At 67.3% G+C, this 15,297-nt stretch carries 15 protein-coding genes; 14 read left to right on the top strand and 1 reads right to left on the bottom strand.

From position 1 onward, the window contains the following. Position 1 precedes the first annotated feature (1 nt). From rplK to ON39_RS29885, 3 genes are all read left to right on the top strand, one after another. Positions 2-436, top strand: coding sequence for a 50S ribosomal protein L11 (gene rplK, locus ON39_RS29895; RefSeq protein WP_040739349.1), 435 nt, complete (start codon positions 2-4; stop codon positions 434-436). 75 nt (positions 437-511) lie between these two features. After that, a complete protein-coding gene (gene rplA, locus ON39_RS29890; RefSeq protein ID WP_040739348.1) occupies positions 512-1,225 on the top strand; it encodes a 50S ribosomal protein L1 in 714 nt (237 codons plus the stop codon). A gap of 145 nt (positions 1,226-1,370) precedes the next feature. After that, on the top strand, positions 1,371-1,901 hold the full coding sequence (locus ON39_RS29885) for an NADPH-dependent FMN reductase (RefSeq protein ID WP_040739347.1): 531 nt from the start codon (positions 1,371-1,373) through the stop codon (positions 1,899-1,901). 48 nt (positions 1,902-1,949) lie between these two features. On the opposite strand, the gene ON39_RS29880 is transcribed toward ON39_RS29885, so the two are convergent. Further along, positions 1,950-3,572: an MFS transporter gene (locus ON39_RS29880; RefSeq protein ID WP_051187324.1), complete on the bottom strand. Its 1,623-nt coding sequence runs from the start codon at positions 3,570-3,572 to the stop codon at positions 1,950-1,952. A gap of 402 nt (positions 3,573-3,974) precedes the next feature. Between ON39_RS29880 and rplJ the strand changes: the two genes are divergently transcribed. The 11 genes from rplJ to ON39_RS29825 all read left to right on the top strand — a co-directional run bounded on the left by rplJ (position 3,975) and on the right by ON39_RS29825 (position 15,158). Then, the gene (gene rplJ, locus ON39_RS29875) at positions 3,975-4,535 is read left to right on the top strand and encodes a 50S ribosomal protein L10 (protein WP_040739345.1); all 561 of its coding nucleotides are present in this window, start codon (positions 3,975-3,977) and stop codon (positions 4,533-4,535) included. 68 nt (positions 4,536-4,603) lie between these two features. Further along, on the top strand, positions 4,604-4,984 hold the full coding sequence (gene rplL, locus ON39_RS29870) for a 50S ribosomal protein L7/L12 (RefSeq protein ID WP_040739343.1): 381 nt from the start codon (positions 4,604-4,606) through the stop codon (positions 4,982-4,984). Between the two features lie 243 nt (positions 4,985-5,227). Next, a complete protein-coding gene (locus tag ON39_RS29865; RefSeq protein WP_051187323.1) occupies positions 5,228-6,304 on the top strand; it encodes an ABC transporter ATP-binding protein in 1,077 nt (358 codons plus the stop codon). Positions 6,305-6,315: 11 nt separating this feature from the next. Continuing rightward, positions 6,316-7,110, top strand: coding sequence for an MlaE family ABC transporter permease (locus ON39_RS29860; RefSeq protein WP_051187322.1), 795 nt, complete (start codon positions 6,316-6,318; stop codon positions 7,108-7,110). A gap of 81 nt (positions 7,111-7,191) precedes the next feature. After that, positions 7,192-7,980, top strand: coding sequence for an MlaE family ABC transporter permease (locus ON39_RS29855; protein WP_246002811.1), 789 nt, complete (start codon positions 7,192-7,194; stop codon positions 7,978-7,980). Further along, positions 7,977-9,347 carry an MCE family protein gene (locus ON39_RS29850; protein WP_051187330.1) on the top strand — a complete coding sequence of 457 codons (1,371 nt, stop codon included), beginning with the start codon at positions 7,977-7,979 and terminating at the stop codon, positions 9,345-9,347. The genes ON39_RS29855 and ON39_RS29850 overlap by 4 nt, the downstream gene beginning before the upstream one ends. Continuing rightward, positions 9,344-10,420 carry an MCE family protein gene (locus tag ON39_RS29845; RefSeq protein WP_174412577.1) on the top strand — a complete coding sequence of 359 codons (1,077 nt, stop codon included), beginning with the start codon at positions 9,344-9,346 and terminating at the stop codon, positions 10,418-10,420. The genes ON39_RS29850 and ON39_RS29845 overlap by 4 nt, the downstream gene beginning before the upstream one ends. Then, positions 10,420-11,430: an MCE family protein gene (locus ON39_RS29840; protein WP_040739376.1), complete on the top strand. Its 1,011-nt coding sequence runs from the start codon at positions 10,420-10,422 to the stop codon at positions 11,428-11,430. Before ON39_RS29845 ends, ON39_RS29840 begins: the two co-directional genes overlap by 1 nt. Before the next feature lies 1 nt (position 11,431). Then, entirely contained in the window at positions 11,432-12,685 is a 1,254-nt protein-coding gene (locus ON39_RS29835; RefSeq protein ID WP_040739341.1) for an MCE family protein, read from the top strand. Positions 12,686-12,726: 41 nt separating this feature from the next. Continuing rightward, on the top strand, positions 12,727-13,920 hold the full coding sequence (locus tag ON39_RS29830; RefSeq protein WP_040739340.1) for an MCE family protein: 1,194 nt from the start codon (positions 12,727-12,729) through the stop codon (positions 13,918-13,920). Beyond that, positions 13,917-15,158 carry an MCE family protein gene (locus tag ON39_RS29825; RefSeq protein WP_040739338.1) on the top strand — a complete coding sequence of 414 codons (1,242 nt, stop codon included), beginning with the start codon at positions 13,917-13,919 and terminating at the stop codon, positions 15,156-15,158. The genes ON39_RS29830 and ON39_RS29825 overlap by 4 nt, the downstream gene beginning before the upstream one ends. Positions 15,159-15,297 lie beyond the last annotated feature (139 nt).

Below are 15,297 nucleotides of genomic sequence, written 5' to 3'. Positions count from 1 at the left end.
GATGCCCCCCAAGAAGAAGAAGCTCGCCGGGATCATCAAGCTTCAGATCCAGGCCGGCCAGGCGAACCCCGCTCCTCCGGTGGGTCCCGCGCTCGGTCAGCACGGCGTCAACATCATGGAGTTCTGCAAGGCGTACAACGCCGCGACCGAGTCGCAGCGTGGCAACGTCATTCCGGTCGAGATCTCGGTGTACGAGGATCGCTCGTTCGACTTCAAGCTGAAGACCCCGCCCGCCGCCCGGCTGCTGCTCAAGGCCGCCGGCGTGCAGAAGGGCTCGGCCGAGCCGCACCGCAACAAGGTCGCCAAGGTGACCATGGATCAGGTGCGCGAGATCGCCAAGACCAAGCAGGAAGACCTCAACGCCAACGATCTCGATCAGGCGGCGAAGATCATCGCGGGCACCGCGCGTTCGATGGGCATCACCATCGAGGGCTGAGCGGCCTGCTCTAGGTGGGAGGGCCGGCCAGGCCCGGATACCACGGCTGAACCAGAAACTTAAGGACAGAGAATCATGGCAAAACGAAGCAAGGCGTATCTCGCCGCGGCCGAGAAGGTCGACCGCGACACGCTGTACTCCCCGCTCGCCGCCGCGCGGCTGGCCAAGGAGACCGCGACCACCAAGACCGACGCGACCGTCGAGGTCGCCGTTCGTCTCGGCGTCGATCCCCGCAAGGCGGACCAGATGGTCCGCGGCACGGTCAACCTGCCGCACGGCACCGGTAAGACCGCCCGCGTCATCGTGTTCGCGGCCGGCGAGAAGGCCGCCGAGGCCGAGGCCGCCGGTGCGGACGCCGTCGGCGCCGAGGACCTGATCGAGCGGATCCAGGGCGGCTGGCTCGAGTTCGACGCCGCGATCGCCACCCCGGATCAGATGGCCAAGGTCGGCCGGATCGCGCGTGTCCTCGGACCGCGTGGCCTGATGCCGAACCCGAAGACGGGCACGGTCACCAACGACGTGACCAAGGCCGTCAACGACATCAAGGGCGGAAAGATCAACTTCCGCGTCGACAAGCAGGCCAACCTGCACTTCGTCATCGGCAAGGCCTCCTTCGCCGATGCCGCGCTGGTGGAGAACTACGGCGCCGCGCTGGAGGAGATCCTGCGTGTGAAGCCGTCGACCGCCAAGGGCCGCTACGTCAAGAAGGTGACGGTCTCGACGAACACCGGACCGGGCATCCCGGTGGACCCGAACCGCACCCGCAACCTCCTCGACGAGGACGCGTAGCGACTGCTCTGCCGGTCGCTCGAGCCGACCGGCTGCGTAACACCTGAGTCCGGAGGGCGGGAACGCGATTCGCGTTCCCGCCCTTACGCGTTCCCGGCGAAGGCCGCCGCGGACTAATTCTTGGTCCACCGTGGTTGGGCATGAGGTGACGGTTGTCCTGCTCATCTCCGGGAGCACTCGCGGTGCCTCCACCAACTCGGCCGCCCTGCGCACCGTGCAGGCCGTCGCGCCCGACGGCGTCGACGCGCGCTGGTACGACGGCCTGGCCGACCTGCCCGCGTTCAACCCGGACGACGACGGCACCGGGCACCCCTCGGTTCTCGCGCTCCGCGAACAGCTTTCGCAGGCCGACGCGGTGCTGTTCTGCACCCCGGAGTACGCGGGCACGCTGCCGGGCAGCCTGAAGAACCTGCTCGACTGGACCGTCGGCAACGCCGACCTCTACGAGAAGCCCACCGCCTGGATCACCGTCGCGGCGCCCGGCCGCGGCGAGGGAGCCGCCGCGACCCTGGCGCTCGTGCTGGGCTATGTGGGCGCCGACGTCGAAGCCGGCGAATGCCCCCGATTGCCGGTCGGCCGCGACGACGTCGGACCGGACGGCCTGGTCACCACCGCCGAATTCCGCGGCGGCGCAGTTGAAGCCCTGAACGCACTGGTGGCCAGGGTGACCTCCTGACGACGAAGGCCGAGACCGCGCGGGTCCCGGCCGTCGCCTGTGCGGCCGTCAGTCGGCCGAATTCCCTTGCCGCTCAGGCCCTTTGCGCCAGCCGAGCAGCACCGAGTCGCCCTCCTGCGCGCCCCACGGCAGGAAGACGGCCACGACGAGCGCGCACACGACGACCGCACCGGCGGCCACCAGCGACGCCGTGTGTGAGCCCTCCAGCGCCGCCGTCTTCATCGCGACGATGAGGTTCTCGCGCTGGCTCTCGAAGAACGGTGGCAGCGGGCGCTTGCGGATCTCGAGCACGCTGAGCGGGCTGGCTTTCACCAGGCCCTTCTCGTTCTCGTTCATCAGGGTGGTGGGCAGCGCGTCGATGCGCGGGGCGATCCTGCTCGTGTAGTACGACGCCACGATCGAGCCGAGCACCGCGACGCCGAGCGTGCCGCCGATCTCGCGGGTGGTGTCGTTGACCGCGGACCCGGCGCCCGCCTCGTTCAGCGGCAGCGAACCCATGATCGACTCGGTGGCCGGGCCCTGCACGATGCCGACGCCGAGCGCCATGAACACCATCGCGGGCAGCACGTCGGTGACGTAGGGACTGTCCACGGTCACCTGACCGCCGAGGTACAGCCCGAGCCCGGTGGTCAGCAGCCCGACGACGATGACCGGCGTAGGACCGAAGCGTTGCGCTAGCAGAGTCGCGACCGGTGCGCCGACCGCCACGGAGAACGCGAAAGGCAAAGAGGCGATGCCGAATTCGAGCGGTGTGTATTCCCGCACCCCTTGGAAATACTGGGTGATGAGGAAAAGGAAACCGAACATCGAGAAGTAACCGATCGCAATCGACAAGGCGGGCATGGAGAATCGGCGATTGCGAAACAGCGTCATATCGAGAATCGGTGCGGCGGTGCGTAATTCCCACACGACGAACGCGACGATCAAGAGCAGGCCGAGCGCGCCGGTGCCGAGCGTCGTGGTGGAGAGCCAGCCGTAGCGCGGCGCCTCGATGATCGACCAGACCACCAGCGTGATGCCCGCGATGGACAGCCCGATGCCGGGCAGGTCGAGCCTGCCGACCTGCGAGGAGCGCGACTCCGGCACCCAGATCAGCGTGGCGACCAGGGCGATGAGCGCGAGCGGCACGTTGATCCAGAACACCGAGTGCCAGGTGAAGTGCGCGAGCAGCCAGCCGCCGGAGATCGGGCCGATCGCGATGGCGAAGCCGGCCATGGCGGTCCACGCGGCGATGGCGAGGGCGCGCTCGCGTTTGTCGTGGAAGATGTTGATGATCAGCGCGAGCGTCGCGGGGAAGACGGCCGCGGCGAACACGCCCATCGCGGCGCGCGCGGCGATCACCCCACCCATCGAGCCGGACAGCGCGCCCGCGACGGACATGACGCCGACACCGACCAGGCCGACCATCATGATCCGCCGCCGGCCGACCCGGTCGCCGAGATTGCCGAAGGCGAGCAACAGGCCCGCGAACGTGAGGGTGTACGCGTCGACGACCCATTGCAGGCCGCTGACGCCGGTGTGAAGCTGCACCCCGATCGAGGGGAGCGCCACATTGACGATGGTGTTGTCCAGGACGACGAGCAGCTCCGCGAGGCAGATCACTGCCAAGGCGAGAAAGCGCTGGTTACGTCGTTCCAGCAGCACCGGTGGATCGACTATGGAGGTTGCCATAGTTCAGCAGTCAAACAGTAACTGTCACCGTTGGTAACACTTGTTTGCCGCGATCTCGGACACAATCGGCAGCTGGTGTGAGCTGTGCCATGCCGGTTCGGCTGGCGGCGGAGCGGGTTCGGCCCCGTTTTGGCAGATGGGGGTGGGTCCAGGTACATTGGACGGCAGTTATCGACTTAGTTCGATTCCTACCCAAATCCGTTCTACCGAAGACCGTTGGTCGTCGAGCCCGCATGGGTTCGATCGAAGGTCCGGCGATACCGCTGGCGGCCCACGCAGGGAGAACCGAGGCCGTGTGTTTTTTGTGCGCCCCGGAACGCCTTGCGTCCGGGGCGTTTGTTTTGTCGCCGACCCCTGATCGGTAGTTCGTTTTCGAACCGACCATCAGAGAGGAGGCGAAGTATGGCGAAACCCGAGAAGGTCACCGCGGTCGAGGAGATCGCGGAGCAGTTCAAGAGCTCGACCGCCACCGTGGTCACGGAATACCGTGGTCTGTCGGTCGGCAAGCTCACCGAGCTGCGACGCGCGCTCGGCGCCGAAGCCACGTACTCCGTCGCCAAGAACACCCTGGTCAAGCGCGCCGCCGCCGAGGCTGGCGTGGAGGGCCTGGACGACTTGTTCGTCGGACCGACCGCGATCACCTTCATCAGTGGTGAGCCGGTTACCGCGGCGAAGGCCCTGAAGACCTTCGCGAAGGACAACAAGGCGCTCATCATCAAGGGCGGCTACATGGATGGCGCGCCGCTGTCCGTGTCCGAGGTCGAGAAGATCGCCGACCTGGAGTCCCGCGAGGTCCTGCTGGCCAAGCTGGCCGGCGCGATGAAGGGCAACATGGCCAAGGCCGCCGGTCTGTTCAACGCTCCCGCGTCGCAGGTGGCTCGCCTCGCCGCCGCGCTCGTGGAGAAGAAGCAGGCCGAAGCCGGTGGCGACACCGCTGCCGCTGCGGAAACCGCCGCTGAATAACCCCATGCGGGTGATTCGCATGCGGCGCGTCGCCCTCATAGACAATCACTACCGAAAGGAACAACATCATGGCCAACGTTGACGAACTGCTCGAGACCTTCGGCAACATGACCCTGCTCGAGCTGTCGGACTTCGTCAAGAAGTTCGAGGAGAAGTTCGAGGTCACCGCCGCCGCTCCGGTCGCCGTCGCCGGCCCGGCCGGCCCGGGTGCCGTCGCGGACGCCGTCGAGGAGCAGGACGAGTTCGACGTCATCCTCGAGGGTGCGGGCGACAAGAAGATCCAGGTCATCAAGGTGGTCCGCGAGATCGTCTCCGGCCTGGGCCTGAAGGAGGCCAAGGACCTCGTCGAGGGTGCGCCGAAGGCCATCCTGGAGAAGGTTGCCAAGGACGCCGCCGACGCCGCCAAGGCGAAGCTGGAAGAGGCCGGCGCCAAGGTTACGGTCAAGTAATTCCGCGACCGGAAAACGCCGACGGGCGACCCCCTTGTGGGGGTCGCCCGTTTGCTTTCTCCGGCGACCTGCGCCAACAATCCGGAAATAGCGAATGAAACAGGGTTACTCTTCAGTCAGGTTGGGGTGTGCCCCGTCTTGCTCGTGGGATACAGTGGCCCGACCCACTGTGACGTGACACACCGCGCGACCGAGCACGCGGTTAGCCGGTGGGCAGCTCGCTGAGAAATTGTGGAGGTTGGCGTGGGCGTCGAGGTCAGAACCGAGGGTGTAACCAAGTCCTTCGGATCCCAGCGAATTTGGCAGGACGTCTCCCTGACTCTGCCCTCCGGTGAGGTCAGCGCGCTGCTCGGCCCGTCCGGTACCGGCAAGTCGGTCTTCCTGAAGTCGCTGATCGGTCTGCTGCGCCCGGAGCGCGGCTCGATCTTCATCGGCGACACCGACATCACCACCTGCTCCAACAAGGAGCTCTACGAGATCCGCAAGCTCTTCGGCGTGCTGTTCCAGGACGGCGCGCTGTTCGGCTCGATGAACCTGTTCGACAATGTCGCCTTCCCGCTTCGTGAGCACACGAAGAAGTCGGAGTCCGACATTCGCAAGATCGTCATGGAGAAGCTGGAGCTGACCGGTCTGCTCGGGGCCGAGACCAAGCTGCCCGGCGAGATCTCCGGCGGTATGCGCAAGCGCGCCGGGCTGGCGCGTGCCCTGGTGCTGGATCCGCAGATCATCCTGGTCGACGAGCCGGACTCCGGTCTGGACCCGGTGCGCACCTCGTACCTGAGCCAGCTGCTGATCGATATCAACGCGCAGATCGACGCGACGATCCTGATCGTCACCCACAACATCAACCTGGCCCGCACCGTGCCCGACAACATCGGCATGCTGTTCCGTCGTCAGCTGGTCATGTTCGGCCCGCGTGAGGTGCTGCTGACCTCCGACGAGCCGGTGGTCAAGCAGTTCCTCAACGGCCGCATGCAGGGCCCGATCGGCATGTCCGAGGAGAAGGACGAGGCCCAGATGGCGCGCGAGCAAGCGATGTTCGACGCGGGCCACCACCACGGCGGCGCCGAAGAGGTCGAGGGCATCATCCCGCAGATGCAGGCGACGCCGGGAATGCCTGTGCGCCAAGCGGTTCTGCGCCGCAAGGAGCGCGTCCGGGAGATCATGCACACGCTGCCGCATGCGGCGCAGACCGCGATTCGCGAGTCACTTGATCAGAACGACGATACGCAGGTGCTGGCGTACAACAACAACGACCTGGGTGGTTACCAGGGCGCCGCGTTCGAGACCACCACTCGACACAACACAACTAACGGGTAACATCTGCGATCGTGAATTCCTCCCTGGCGCGATTGCGGACCCCACTGGAGTCGGGGTTTGGCCAGGCCGGCAACATTTTCGCGCTGTTCGTAGACGTGCTGCGCAAGACGTTTCGCCGGCCGTTCGAGTGGCGGGAGTTCATCGAGCAGTCGTGGTTCATCGCGAGTGTCTCGATCCTGCCCAGCGCACTCGTCGCTATCCCGTTCGGCGCGGTTGTCGCGCTGCAGACCGGCTCGCTGATCAAACAGCTCGGCGCCGAGTCGTTCACCGGCGCGACGAGCGTGCTCGCCACCGTGCAGCAGGCGGCGCCGATCGTCACCGCGCTGATCATCGCGGGCGCGGCCGGTTCGGCGGTCGCCGCCGATCTCGGCTCGCGCACCATCCGTGAGGAGATCGACGCGCTCGAGGTGCTCGGCGTCGATCCGGTGCACAAGCTGGTCGTGCCGCGCGTGCTCGGCATGACCGTGGTCGCGCTGCTGCTGAACGGCCTGGTGTCGGTCGTCGGCATCGCGGGAGGGTATTTCTTCAACGTGCTGTTGCAGGGCGGAACGCCCGGCGCTTACCTCGCGTCGTTCTCCGCCCTCGCACAGCTGCCGGACCTGTGGATCGGCGAGTTCAAGGCGCTGATCTTCGGTCTGCTGGCCGGAGTGATCGCCGCGTACAAAGGCCTGCACCCCAAGGGCGGCCCGAAGGGAGTAGGTGAAGCGGTGAACCAATCCGTGGTGATCACGTTCTTGGTGCTGTTCTTCGTGAACCTCATTCTCACCCTGGTGTACCTGCAGGTCGTCCCGGCCAAGGGCGCCTGACCGGTGGCCACGCAGTACCGCAACCCTGTGATCGCCAAGTCCCTGCGCCGGGTGGGCGACGTCGCGCGTGCGCCGCTCAACATGATCGACCGGGCCGGCGAGCAGATGTCGTTCTACTCGCGCGCCATCGCCTGGATCCCGCGCACCGCCGTGCATTACCGCAAGGAGGTCATGCGGCTGCTCGCCGAGGTGACCTTCGGCAGCGGCGCGCTGGCGGTGATCGGCGGCACCATCGGCGTCATCGTCTTCATGTCCGGGTCGGTCGGCGTCGTCGTCGGCCTGCAGGGCTTCAAAGCCCTGGACGCCCTTGGCAGCTCGGTGCTCACCGGCTTCCTCACCGCCTACATCAACACCCGCGAGATCGCCCCGCTGGTCGCGGCGCTGGCACTGTCGGCGACAGTCGGCTGTGGTTTCACCGCGCAACTCGGCGCCATGCGGATCTCCGAGGAGATCGACGCGCTGGAGGTGATGGCGGTGCCCGGCGTGCCGTTCCTGGTCACCACCCGCGTGATCGCCGGCTTCCTCGCGGTGATCCCGCTCTATATCGTCGGCCTGCTCGGCACGTTCCTGGCGTCGCGGATGATCAGTATCTGGTTCAACGGGCAGTCCAGTGGCTCCTACGACCACTACTTCAGCCTGTTCCTACCACCCGAAGACGTGCTCTATTCGTTCGTCAAGGTGCTGGTCTTCGCGTTCGTGATCATCATGGTGCACTGCTACTACGGCTTCCACGCCACCGGCGGACCCGCCGGGGTCGGCGTCGCGGTCGGGCGCGCGGTGCGTGCCGCGATCGTGCTGGTGAACGTGCTCGATTTCTTCCTCAGCCTTGCCATTTGGGGCACCACCACGACGGTGCGGGTGGCCGGATGAACGCGGCATCGGGCGGGGCGCGCGGTAGACAGGCGTGGCGGTCGACGGAGAAGCTGCGTGTCCGCGTTCTCGGCATCGCCTTCTTCGTCGTGTGCGCGCTGTTCCTCGCGACGACCATCGCGATCTACAACAAGCAGTTCGTGAAGACCGTCGACGTCCATCTGGTCACCGACAGCGTCGGCAACGCGCTCACCAAGAACGCGGACGTGAAGGTTCGCGGCATCACCGTCGGTGACGTGCGCTCGAGCCACTCCGACAACGGCAAGGTGACGCTGAACCTGGCCATCCAGCCGGACAAGGCCGACCAGATCCCGGCCAACGCGACCGCGCGCCTGCTGCCGAAGACGCTGTTCGGCGAGCGCTACGTGGACCTGGTGATCCCGGCCGAGCGCAGCGCGAAGCATCTGACCGACGGCGTGACGCTGCAGCAGGACCAGAGCGGCAACGCGATCGAGCTGAGCAAGCTGCTCGACGACCTGATGCCGCTGCTGCAGGCGATTCCGCCGCAGGACCTCGCCGCCACGCTCGGCGCGCTGTCGCAGGCGCTCTCCGGTCAGGGGCTCGCGCTCGGCGAGAGCATCGACAAGCTGGACAACATCTTCCGTCAGGTCAACGGCGTGCTGCCGGATCTACAGGAGGACCTGCGCAGCTTCGCCCAGGTGGCCGCCACCTACTCCGACGCCGCACCGCAGCTGGTCGACGCGCTGGACAACCTGCGCACCACCAACGCGACCATCGTGCAGCGCCGCGGCGACATCGACGCCCTCTACGCCGTGCTGACCCCCGCCTCGTCGGACACCGCCGATTTCCTGGTCGCCAACCGGGACAACATCATCGACCTGTCCGCCGACTCGCGCCCCCTGCTCGAGCAGCTGGCCACCTACTCGCCGACCTTCCCGTGCGTGATGGCGAACTTCGCTCAGCTCAAGCCGCGCATCGATGAGATCCTCGGCAAGGGCACCAAGAACCCGGGCACCCGGGTGACCATCGAGCTGACCAACCCGCGCGGCCGGTACCTGCCCAATCAGGACGAGCCGCGGTGGCTCGACGACCGTGGGCCGTGGTGTATTCCGGAGAAGCCGCTCGGGGTCGACCCCGGCCAGTACACCGGCGGCGCGAACAACGACGGCTCCTACGCGGTGCCCTCGCGCAACCCCGGCGACCAGGAGACGGGCAAGCTGTCGCCGCCGCAGTTCGGCGTCTACCCGGCGGGCCACGTCGCGACGATCGCGGGATCGCCGATGGAGCAGCAGTCGCTCGGCGCGATCTACGGTGCGGCCCATGACGTCTCGCCGGATCAGGTGCCGGGCTGGGTGACCAGGGTCGGGGCGCCCGCGTTCCGCGGCAGCGAGGTGAGCGTTCGATGAAGCAGAAACTGCGCGGCCTGGGTGGCCCGCTCACCAAGTTGATCATCTTTGTAGTCGTGACCGTGTTCGCGACGACCGTGCTCGCCCTGTCCATCGCCAATTACAGCGGCAGCGGCACCAAGTTCAAGGCCCGCTTCACCGATGTCACCTCGCTCAATCCGGGCGACGAGGTGCGCGTGGCCGGCGTGCGGGTCGGCAAGGTCACCGACGTCTCGATCGTGGACCGGCGCATGGCCGAGGTGAAATTCGAACTCACGGACCGGGATTGGCTGCCCGCCTCGACCACCGCGAGCATCCGCTACCGCAACCTGGTCGGCCAGCGCTATATCGCGCTGGAACAGGGCACGGGCGAGCAGGGCCGAAAGCTCAACGCGGGCGGTACCATTCCGCTCGAGCGCACCAAGCCCGCGCTCAATCTGACCACCCTGTTCAACGGCTTCCGTCCGCTGTTCCGCACGCTGACCGCCGACGACGTGAACAAGCTCTCCTTCGAGATCATCCAGGTGTTCCAGGGCGAGCAGGGCACGATCCACGACCTGGTCGCCACCACCGCGAGCCTGACCAACAAGATCGCGGACAAGGACGCGGTGATCGGTGAGCTCGTGCGCAACCTGACCGCGGTGCTCGACACGGTGAATCGGCGCGATGACCAGTTCGACCAGCTCATCGTGAATACCGAGGCGCTGGTGAGCGGGCTGTCCGCGGAGCGCGACACGATCGGCCGCTCGGTGACCTCGCTCGGCAACCTGGCCTCGGCCACCGCCGACCTGCTGGTCCCGGTGCGCCCGACGCTGCAGGGCTCGATCGCGGGGCTGAACCAGCTCGCGGGCACCATCAACGACCGTCAGGACGACGTGAACGACGTCCTGCGCAACCTGCCGCTCAAGATGGAGAAGCTCGGCCGGGTCGGCAGTTACGGCTCGTGGTTCCAGTTCTATCTCTGCGGTATCGACATCGTCGTCGGGCCGGGCGCGGCGGACGCCCCGCAGCTGAATCTGCCCGCCGGGCTGCCGACGATCAACCAGCCGCTGTACACCAACGCCGCGCCGCGTTGCTCCGGGAAGGCCCGCTGATGGACGACCGGATTCTGCTCGGACGCCGCAGCCCCGTCTTCATGGGCGTGCTCGGCCTCGCCATGGTGCTGCTGGTCACGGTGTCGGCGTTCTTCTTGGACCGGCTGCCGATCATCGGCGCGGGCACCAAGTACACCGCCGAATTCTCCGAGGCCGCAGGCCTGAAGAAGGGCAACGAGGTCCGCATCGCGGGCGTGAAGGTCGGCTCGGTGTCCGACGTGCGGCTCGAGGGCGCCAAGGTGCTCGTCGACTTCCGCACCCAGGACGCCTGGATCGGCAGCGAGACCACCGCCTCGATCCAGATCAAGACGGTGCTCGGTCAGAAGTATCTGGCGCTGGACCCGAAGGGCTCCCGCGCGGCCGATCCGTCGAGCCGAATTCCCTTGTCGCGCACCGTCGCCCCCTACGACGTGGTGGACGCGTTCACCGACGCGGCGAAGAACATCGACCAGATCGACACCGCGCAGCTGGCCACCAGCATGCGGGTGCTCTCCGACGCGTTCGCGACCACGCCGCCGGAGCTGCGCGGCTCCATCGACGGCGTCGCCCGCCTGTCGGAGACGCTGGCCAAGCGCGACGAGGAACTGAAGAAGCTGTTCGCCGCCACCCGGCAGACCACCCAGGTGCTCGCCGACCGCAACGCGGAGTTCGAGCGACTGCTCGCCAACGGCGGACAGTTGCTCGCCGAGCTCAACATTCGTCAGCAGTCGATCGCGCAGCTGCTCTCCGGCGCGAAGACGGTGTCCGCGGAGCTCTCGGCGCTGGTGCACGACAACGAGGAGCAGATCGGCCCCGCGCTGAAGAATCTGCGCGCCTCGATCGATCTGCTCAACGCCAACCAGCAGAACATCTCCAAGACCTTGGAGCTGGCGGCGCCGTTCTACGGGATCTACGCCAATGTGCTCGGCACCGGTCGCTGGTTCGACGCGGTGATCGTCAACCTGATCCCGCCCGCGCTGCCGGACATCCCCGGCGCCCGCCCGCCGATCCGCAACATGGGAGGTAACTGACGTGGCGGACCGGGTACGGGCACTACGGAATTCGGGCCGCGGCACCAAGATCGCCATCGCGCTGGTCGTGGTGGTGGCGGTGGTCGCCGCCGGCGTGCTGTGGTGGACCTTCGATCGTTTGACCACCACCAAGATCACCGCCTACTTCGACCGTTCGGTCGGCATCTACGAGGGCTCGGACGTGCGGGTGCTCGGCGTTCCCGTCGGCCGGGTGGAATCGGTGGAGCCGCAGGGCGATCAGGTCAAGATCGTGATGAGCGTGAATCGCTCCTACGATGTGCCCGCCGACGCGCGGGCCGCGCAGATCACGCCGTCGATCGTGTCCGACCGCTACATCCAGCTGACCCCCGTCTACACCGGCGGCCCGAAAATGCCGCGCACCGCGACCATTCCGCGCGAACGCACGGTCACCCCGGTCGAGGTGGACCAGCTGTACAAGAGCATCACCGAGCTCTCGGATGCGTTGGGCCCCAACGGCGCCAACAAGGACGGCGCGGTCAACGAGCTGGTGCGCACGGGCGCGGCCAACCTCGACGGCAACGGCGAGGCGCTGGCCAACAGCCTCACGCAGTTGTCCAAGGCGGCCAAGTACCTGTCGGACGCGCGCGGCGACATCTTCGACACCGTCAAGAACCTGCAGAGCTTCGTCGCGATGCTGGCCGAGAACGACGCGCAGGTGCGCCAGTTCAACACCCAGCTCGCCGACCTGTCCACCTTCCTGGCCAACGAACGCAGCGACCTCGGCGCCGCGCTGAACCTGCTCTCGGTCGCCCTCGGCGACGTCGCCCGGTTCATCGACAACAACCGGGACCTGGTCGCCAGCAACGCCGAGGGCCTGGTGACGCTCACCAAGACGCTGTCCGATCAGCGCGACGACCTCGCGGCCGCGCTGCCGGTGCTGCCGCTCGCGCTGAGCAATCTGATCAATATCCACAACGGCGAGTCCGGCACCCTGGACATGCGCGCCAACTTCACCGACCTGCAGGACCCGTTCGGCGTGATGTGCAAGCTGATCGACGTGTCCAAGCTGCGGCCGGGCGATCCCCAGTTCGACGCGCTCGGCAGGCAGATGCGGCCGATCCTGGACCACTGCAAGGAGATCGCCGACCAGATCACCGCCGGGGTGCAGACGCCGACGCTGATCCTGCCGTTCGGCATTCTCAGCGGGGAGAACGAGCAGCGCGCGCCGGTGCCGGGCACCGTGCCCGGCACGCCGTCCGATCGGCTTCCGCCGTCGCAGGGAGGGGAGCGGTGAGTAGCCGAATCCGTTCTGTCACACGCGGTCTCGGCGCCGCGATGGCCGCCGGCCTGGCCACGGCGCTGGTCGCCTCGTGCTCGTCCGACGGCATCTACAGCGTTCCGCTGCCCGGCGGCGCCGACCTCGGCGAGCACCCGATCCACCTCGACATCCAGTTCGACGACGTGCTCGACCTGGTGCCGCAGTCCGCGGTGAAGGTCGAGGGCCTGCAGGTGGGCCGGGTCGAGGAGATCAAGATCGGCAAGGACCAGTGGACCGCGACGGTGCGGGCCGTGGTGAACTCCTCGGTCGACCTGCCCGCGAACGCGCGCGCCGAGGTGCGCCAGTCGAACCTGCTCGGCGAGAAGTTCATCGAGCTGTCCAAGCCCGCGGCCGAGCCGGAGGCGAAGAAGCTGGCCGACGGCGCGGTGATCCCGATCGAGCGCACCCGGCACGCGACCGAGATCGAGCAGGTGCTCGGCGCGTTGTCGTTGCTGCTCAACGGCGGCGGCGTCGCCCAGCTGCAGCCGATCGTCACCGAGTTGAACAAGACCATCGGCGGTCGCGAGGAGCGGGTGCGTTCGCTGCTCGATCAGGCCAACACCTTGATCAAGGGCCTCGATGATCAGGTCGACGACATCACCCGCGCCCTCGACGGCCTCGACGTGCTGAGCAGCCGGGTGAGCAGGCAGACCGACCAGATCGGCAAGATCCTCGATCAGCTGCCGCAGGGCATCAAGATCCTGGAGGAGCAGCGCCCGCAGCTCGTCGGGCTGCTCAGCCAGCTCGACCGGGTCGGCCAGGCCGGTTTCGACGTGCTCGACCACTCCAAGGACGACCTCATCCGCGATCTGACCTCGCTGCGCCCGACGCTGCAGGAGCTGGGCAGGTCCGCCCCGGACCTGATCACCGCGCTGCCGTTGATCCCGACCTACCCGTTCCCGGACTCCACGCTGGAGTCCACGTTCGGCGGCTCGGTCAACACCTGGCTGTCGGTGGATCAGCAGATCGGCGTCACGCTGAGCAATCTCGGCGTGGGCAAGCCGGACCCGGTCTACGTCCCGCCGCTCGGCCCGCCCGTGCCGGTGAATCCGACCAACCCCTACTACAACGGCAACGGGCCTCGGCCCGGCTGGCCGACGGTGTCGATCCTGCCGTTGCCGCCGAACATGGCGCAGCCGCCCGCGCCGGGCGTGCCGCCGAATCCGGTGGGCGCCATCCTCGAGCAGCTCGGAGTGGGTGGTACCCGATGAGTAAGTTGGTCCGCTGGCAGCTGATCGCGTTCGCCCTCATCGCGGTGGTGGGCGTGGTCTTCGTGGGTGCCAAGTACATTCGGCTCGACCACATGCTCGGCTTCGGCCAGTACGACGTGCAGGTGCGGTCGACGCAGACCGGCGGCATCTACAAGGGCGCCGAGGTGACCTACCGCGGCGTGCCGGTCGGCCGGGTCGGCGAGCTGGAACTCACCGACGACGGCGTCGTCATGAACCTCGTCATCGACTCGAACTCGCCGAAGATCCCCGCGAGCGCGAAGGCCGTGGTGGCCAACCGTTCCGCGATCGGTGAGCAGTACGTCGACCTGCAGCCGGACAACGACTCCGGCCCCTACCTGCACGACAACTCGGTGATCTCCTCGGCGACCACGCCGGTGCCGGTCGAGCAACTGGTCGCCAGCGTCGACACGTTCACCCGCTCGGTCGATCTCGCGGCGCTGAACACCACCGTGCGCGAGCTCGGCAAGGCGTTCGACGGCAAGGGCGACGATCTGCAGGTCTTCGTCGACTCGCTGAACAAGTTCACCGCCACGTTCAACGAGACGCTGCCGCAGACGATCCAGCTCATCCGCGACAGCAAGGTCGCGCTCGGCACCCAGGCCGAGCAGTCCGGCGCCATTCGCGAGTTCAGCGACGGCCTCGACAAGCTCACCGCACAGCTGCGCTCCAGCGACCCGGACATCCGGCGGCTGATCGGCACCGGCGCCGACGCGGGCCGGCAACTCGACGCGCTGCTGCACGAGAGCGGCGGCGCGCTCACCCAGGACCTCGGGAACCTGCGTCAGCTGCTACTGGCCATCTCGCCCAAGTTCTACGCGATCCGCCCGCTGCTGCAGTTCCTGCCGCAGCTGTCGATCGGCGGCTCGTCCACCGCGCCGGGCGACGGCACCACCCACTTCGGGCTCGTGCTGGAGGCGAACAATCCGCCCGCCTGTACCGTCGGCTACGAGGGCACGCAGCGGATCCTCGAGCAGATGAAGGCGCAGAATCCGAACTTCGACGACACCCGCGACGAGTTCCCGTTCAACAAGGACGCGAAGTGCCTTGTGCCGCAAGGTAACCCGACCGCCGTGCGCGGCGGCGAACGGGCCGTCCTCGCCGATCCGAACGTCGTGCAGCCCTGGGACTCCACCCCGAAGACCGATCCGGATCGGCTGAACCTGAATCCGATCGCCGTGCAGATGGCCACCCTGATGGGGGTTACGCCGAAGCGGTGACCAGCAACGATGACGTTAGGGTGGCTGGCGTGACCTCAGATGCGGACAAGCGACTCGACCAGAACGAGCCGCCGGAATCACCGGACCCCGCCGACGGCGTCGGGCGGTCCGAGGCGGTCGCGGAGGCGCCGATCGAGGC

The sequence above is a fragment of the Nocardia tenerifensis NBRC 101015 genome (assembly GCF_000308715.1).
Lineage (GTDB): Bacteria > Actinomycetota > Actinomycetes > Mycobacteriales > Mycobacteriaceae > Nocardia > Nocardia tenerifensis.
The sequence above is the reverse complement of the archived record's forward strand: the minus strand, read 5'-3'. Positions and strand labels throughout refer to the sequence as shown.

Excerpts from the sequence above, each read along its gene's own strand:
- rplK (WP_040739349.1), top strand. The coding sequence starts at position 2 with ATGCCCCCCAAGAAGAAGAAGCTCGCCGGGATCATCAAGCTTCAGATC.
- rplA (WP_040739348.1), top strand. The coding sequence starts at position 512 with ATGGCAAAACGAAGCAAGGCGTATCTCGCCGCGGCCGAGAAGGTCGAC.
- ON39_RS29880 (WP_051187324.1), bottom strand. The coding sequence starts at position 3,572 with ATGGCAACCTCCATAGTCGATCCACCGGTGCTGCTGGAACGACGTAAC.
- rplJ (WP_040739345.1), top strand. The coding sequence starts at position 3,975 with ATGGCGAAACCCGAGAAGGTCACCGCGGTCGAGGAGATCGCGGAGCAG.
- rplL (WP_040739343.1), top strand. The coding sequence starts at position 4,604 with ATGGCCAACGTTGACGAACTGCTCGAGACCTTCGGCAACATGACCCTG.
- ON39_RS29855 (WP_246002811.1), top strand. The coding sequence starts at position 7,192 with ATGATCGACCGGGCCGGCGAGCAGATGTCGTTCTACTCGCGCGCCATC.
- ON39_RS29850 (WP_051187330.1), top strand. The coding sequence starts at position 7,977 with ATGAACGCGGCATCGGGCGGGGCGCGCGGTAGACAGGCGTGGCGGTCG.
- ON39_RS29845 (WP_174412577.1), top strand. The coding sequence starts at position 9,344 with ATGAAGCAGAAACTGCGCGGCCTGGGTGGCCCGCTCACCAAGTTGATC.
- ON39_RS29840 (WP_040739376.1), top strand. The coding sequence starts at position 10,420 with ATGGACGACCGGATTCTGCTCGGACGCCGCAGCCCCGTCTTCATGGGC.
- ON39_RS29830 (WP_040739340.1), top strand. The coding sequence starts at position 12,727 with ATGGCCGCCGGCCTGGCCACGGCGCTGGTCGCCTCGTGCTCGTCCGAC.
- ON39_RS29825 (WP_040739338.1), top strand. The coding sequence starts at position 13,917 with ATGAGTAAGTTGGTCCGCTGGCAGCTGATCGCGTTCGCCCTCATCGCG.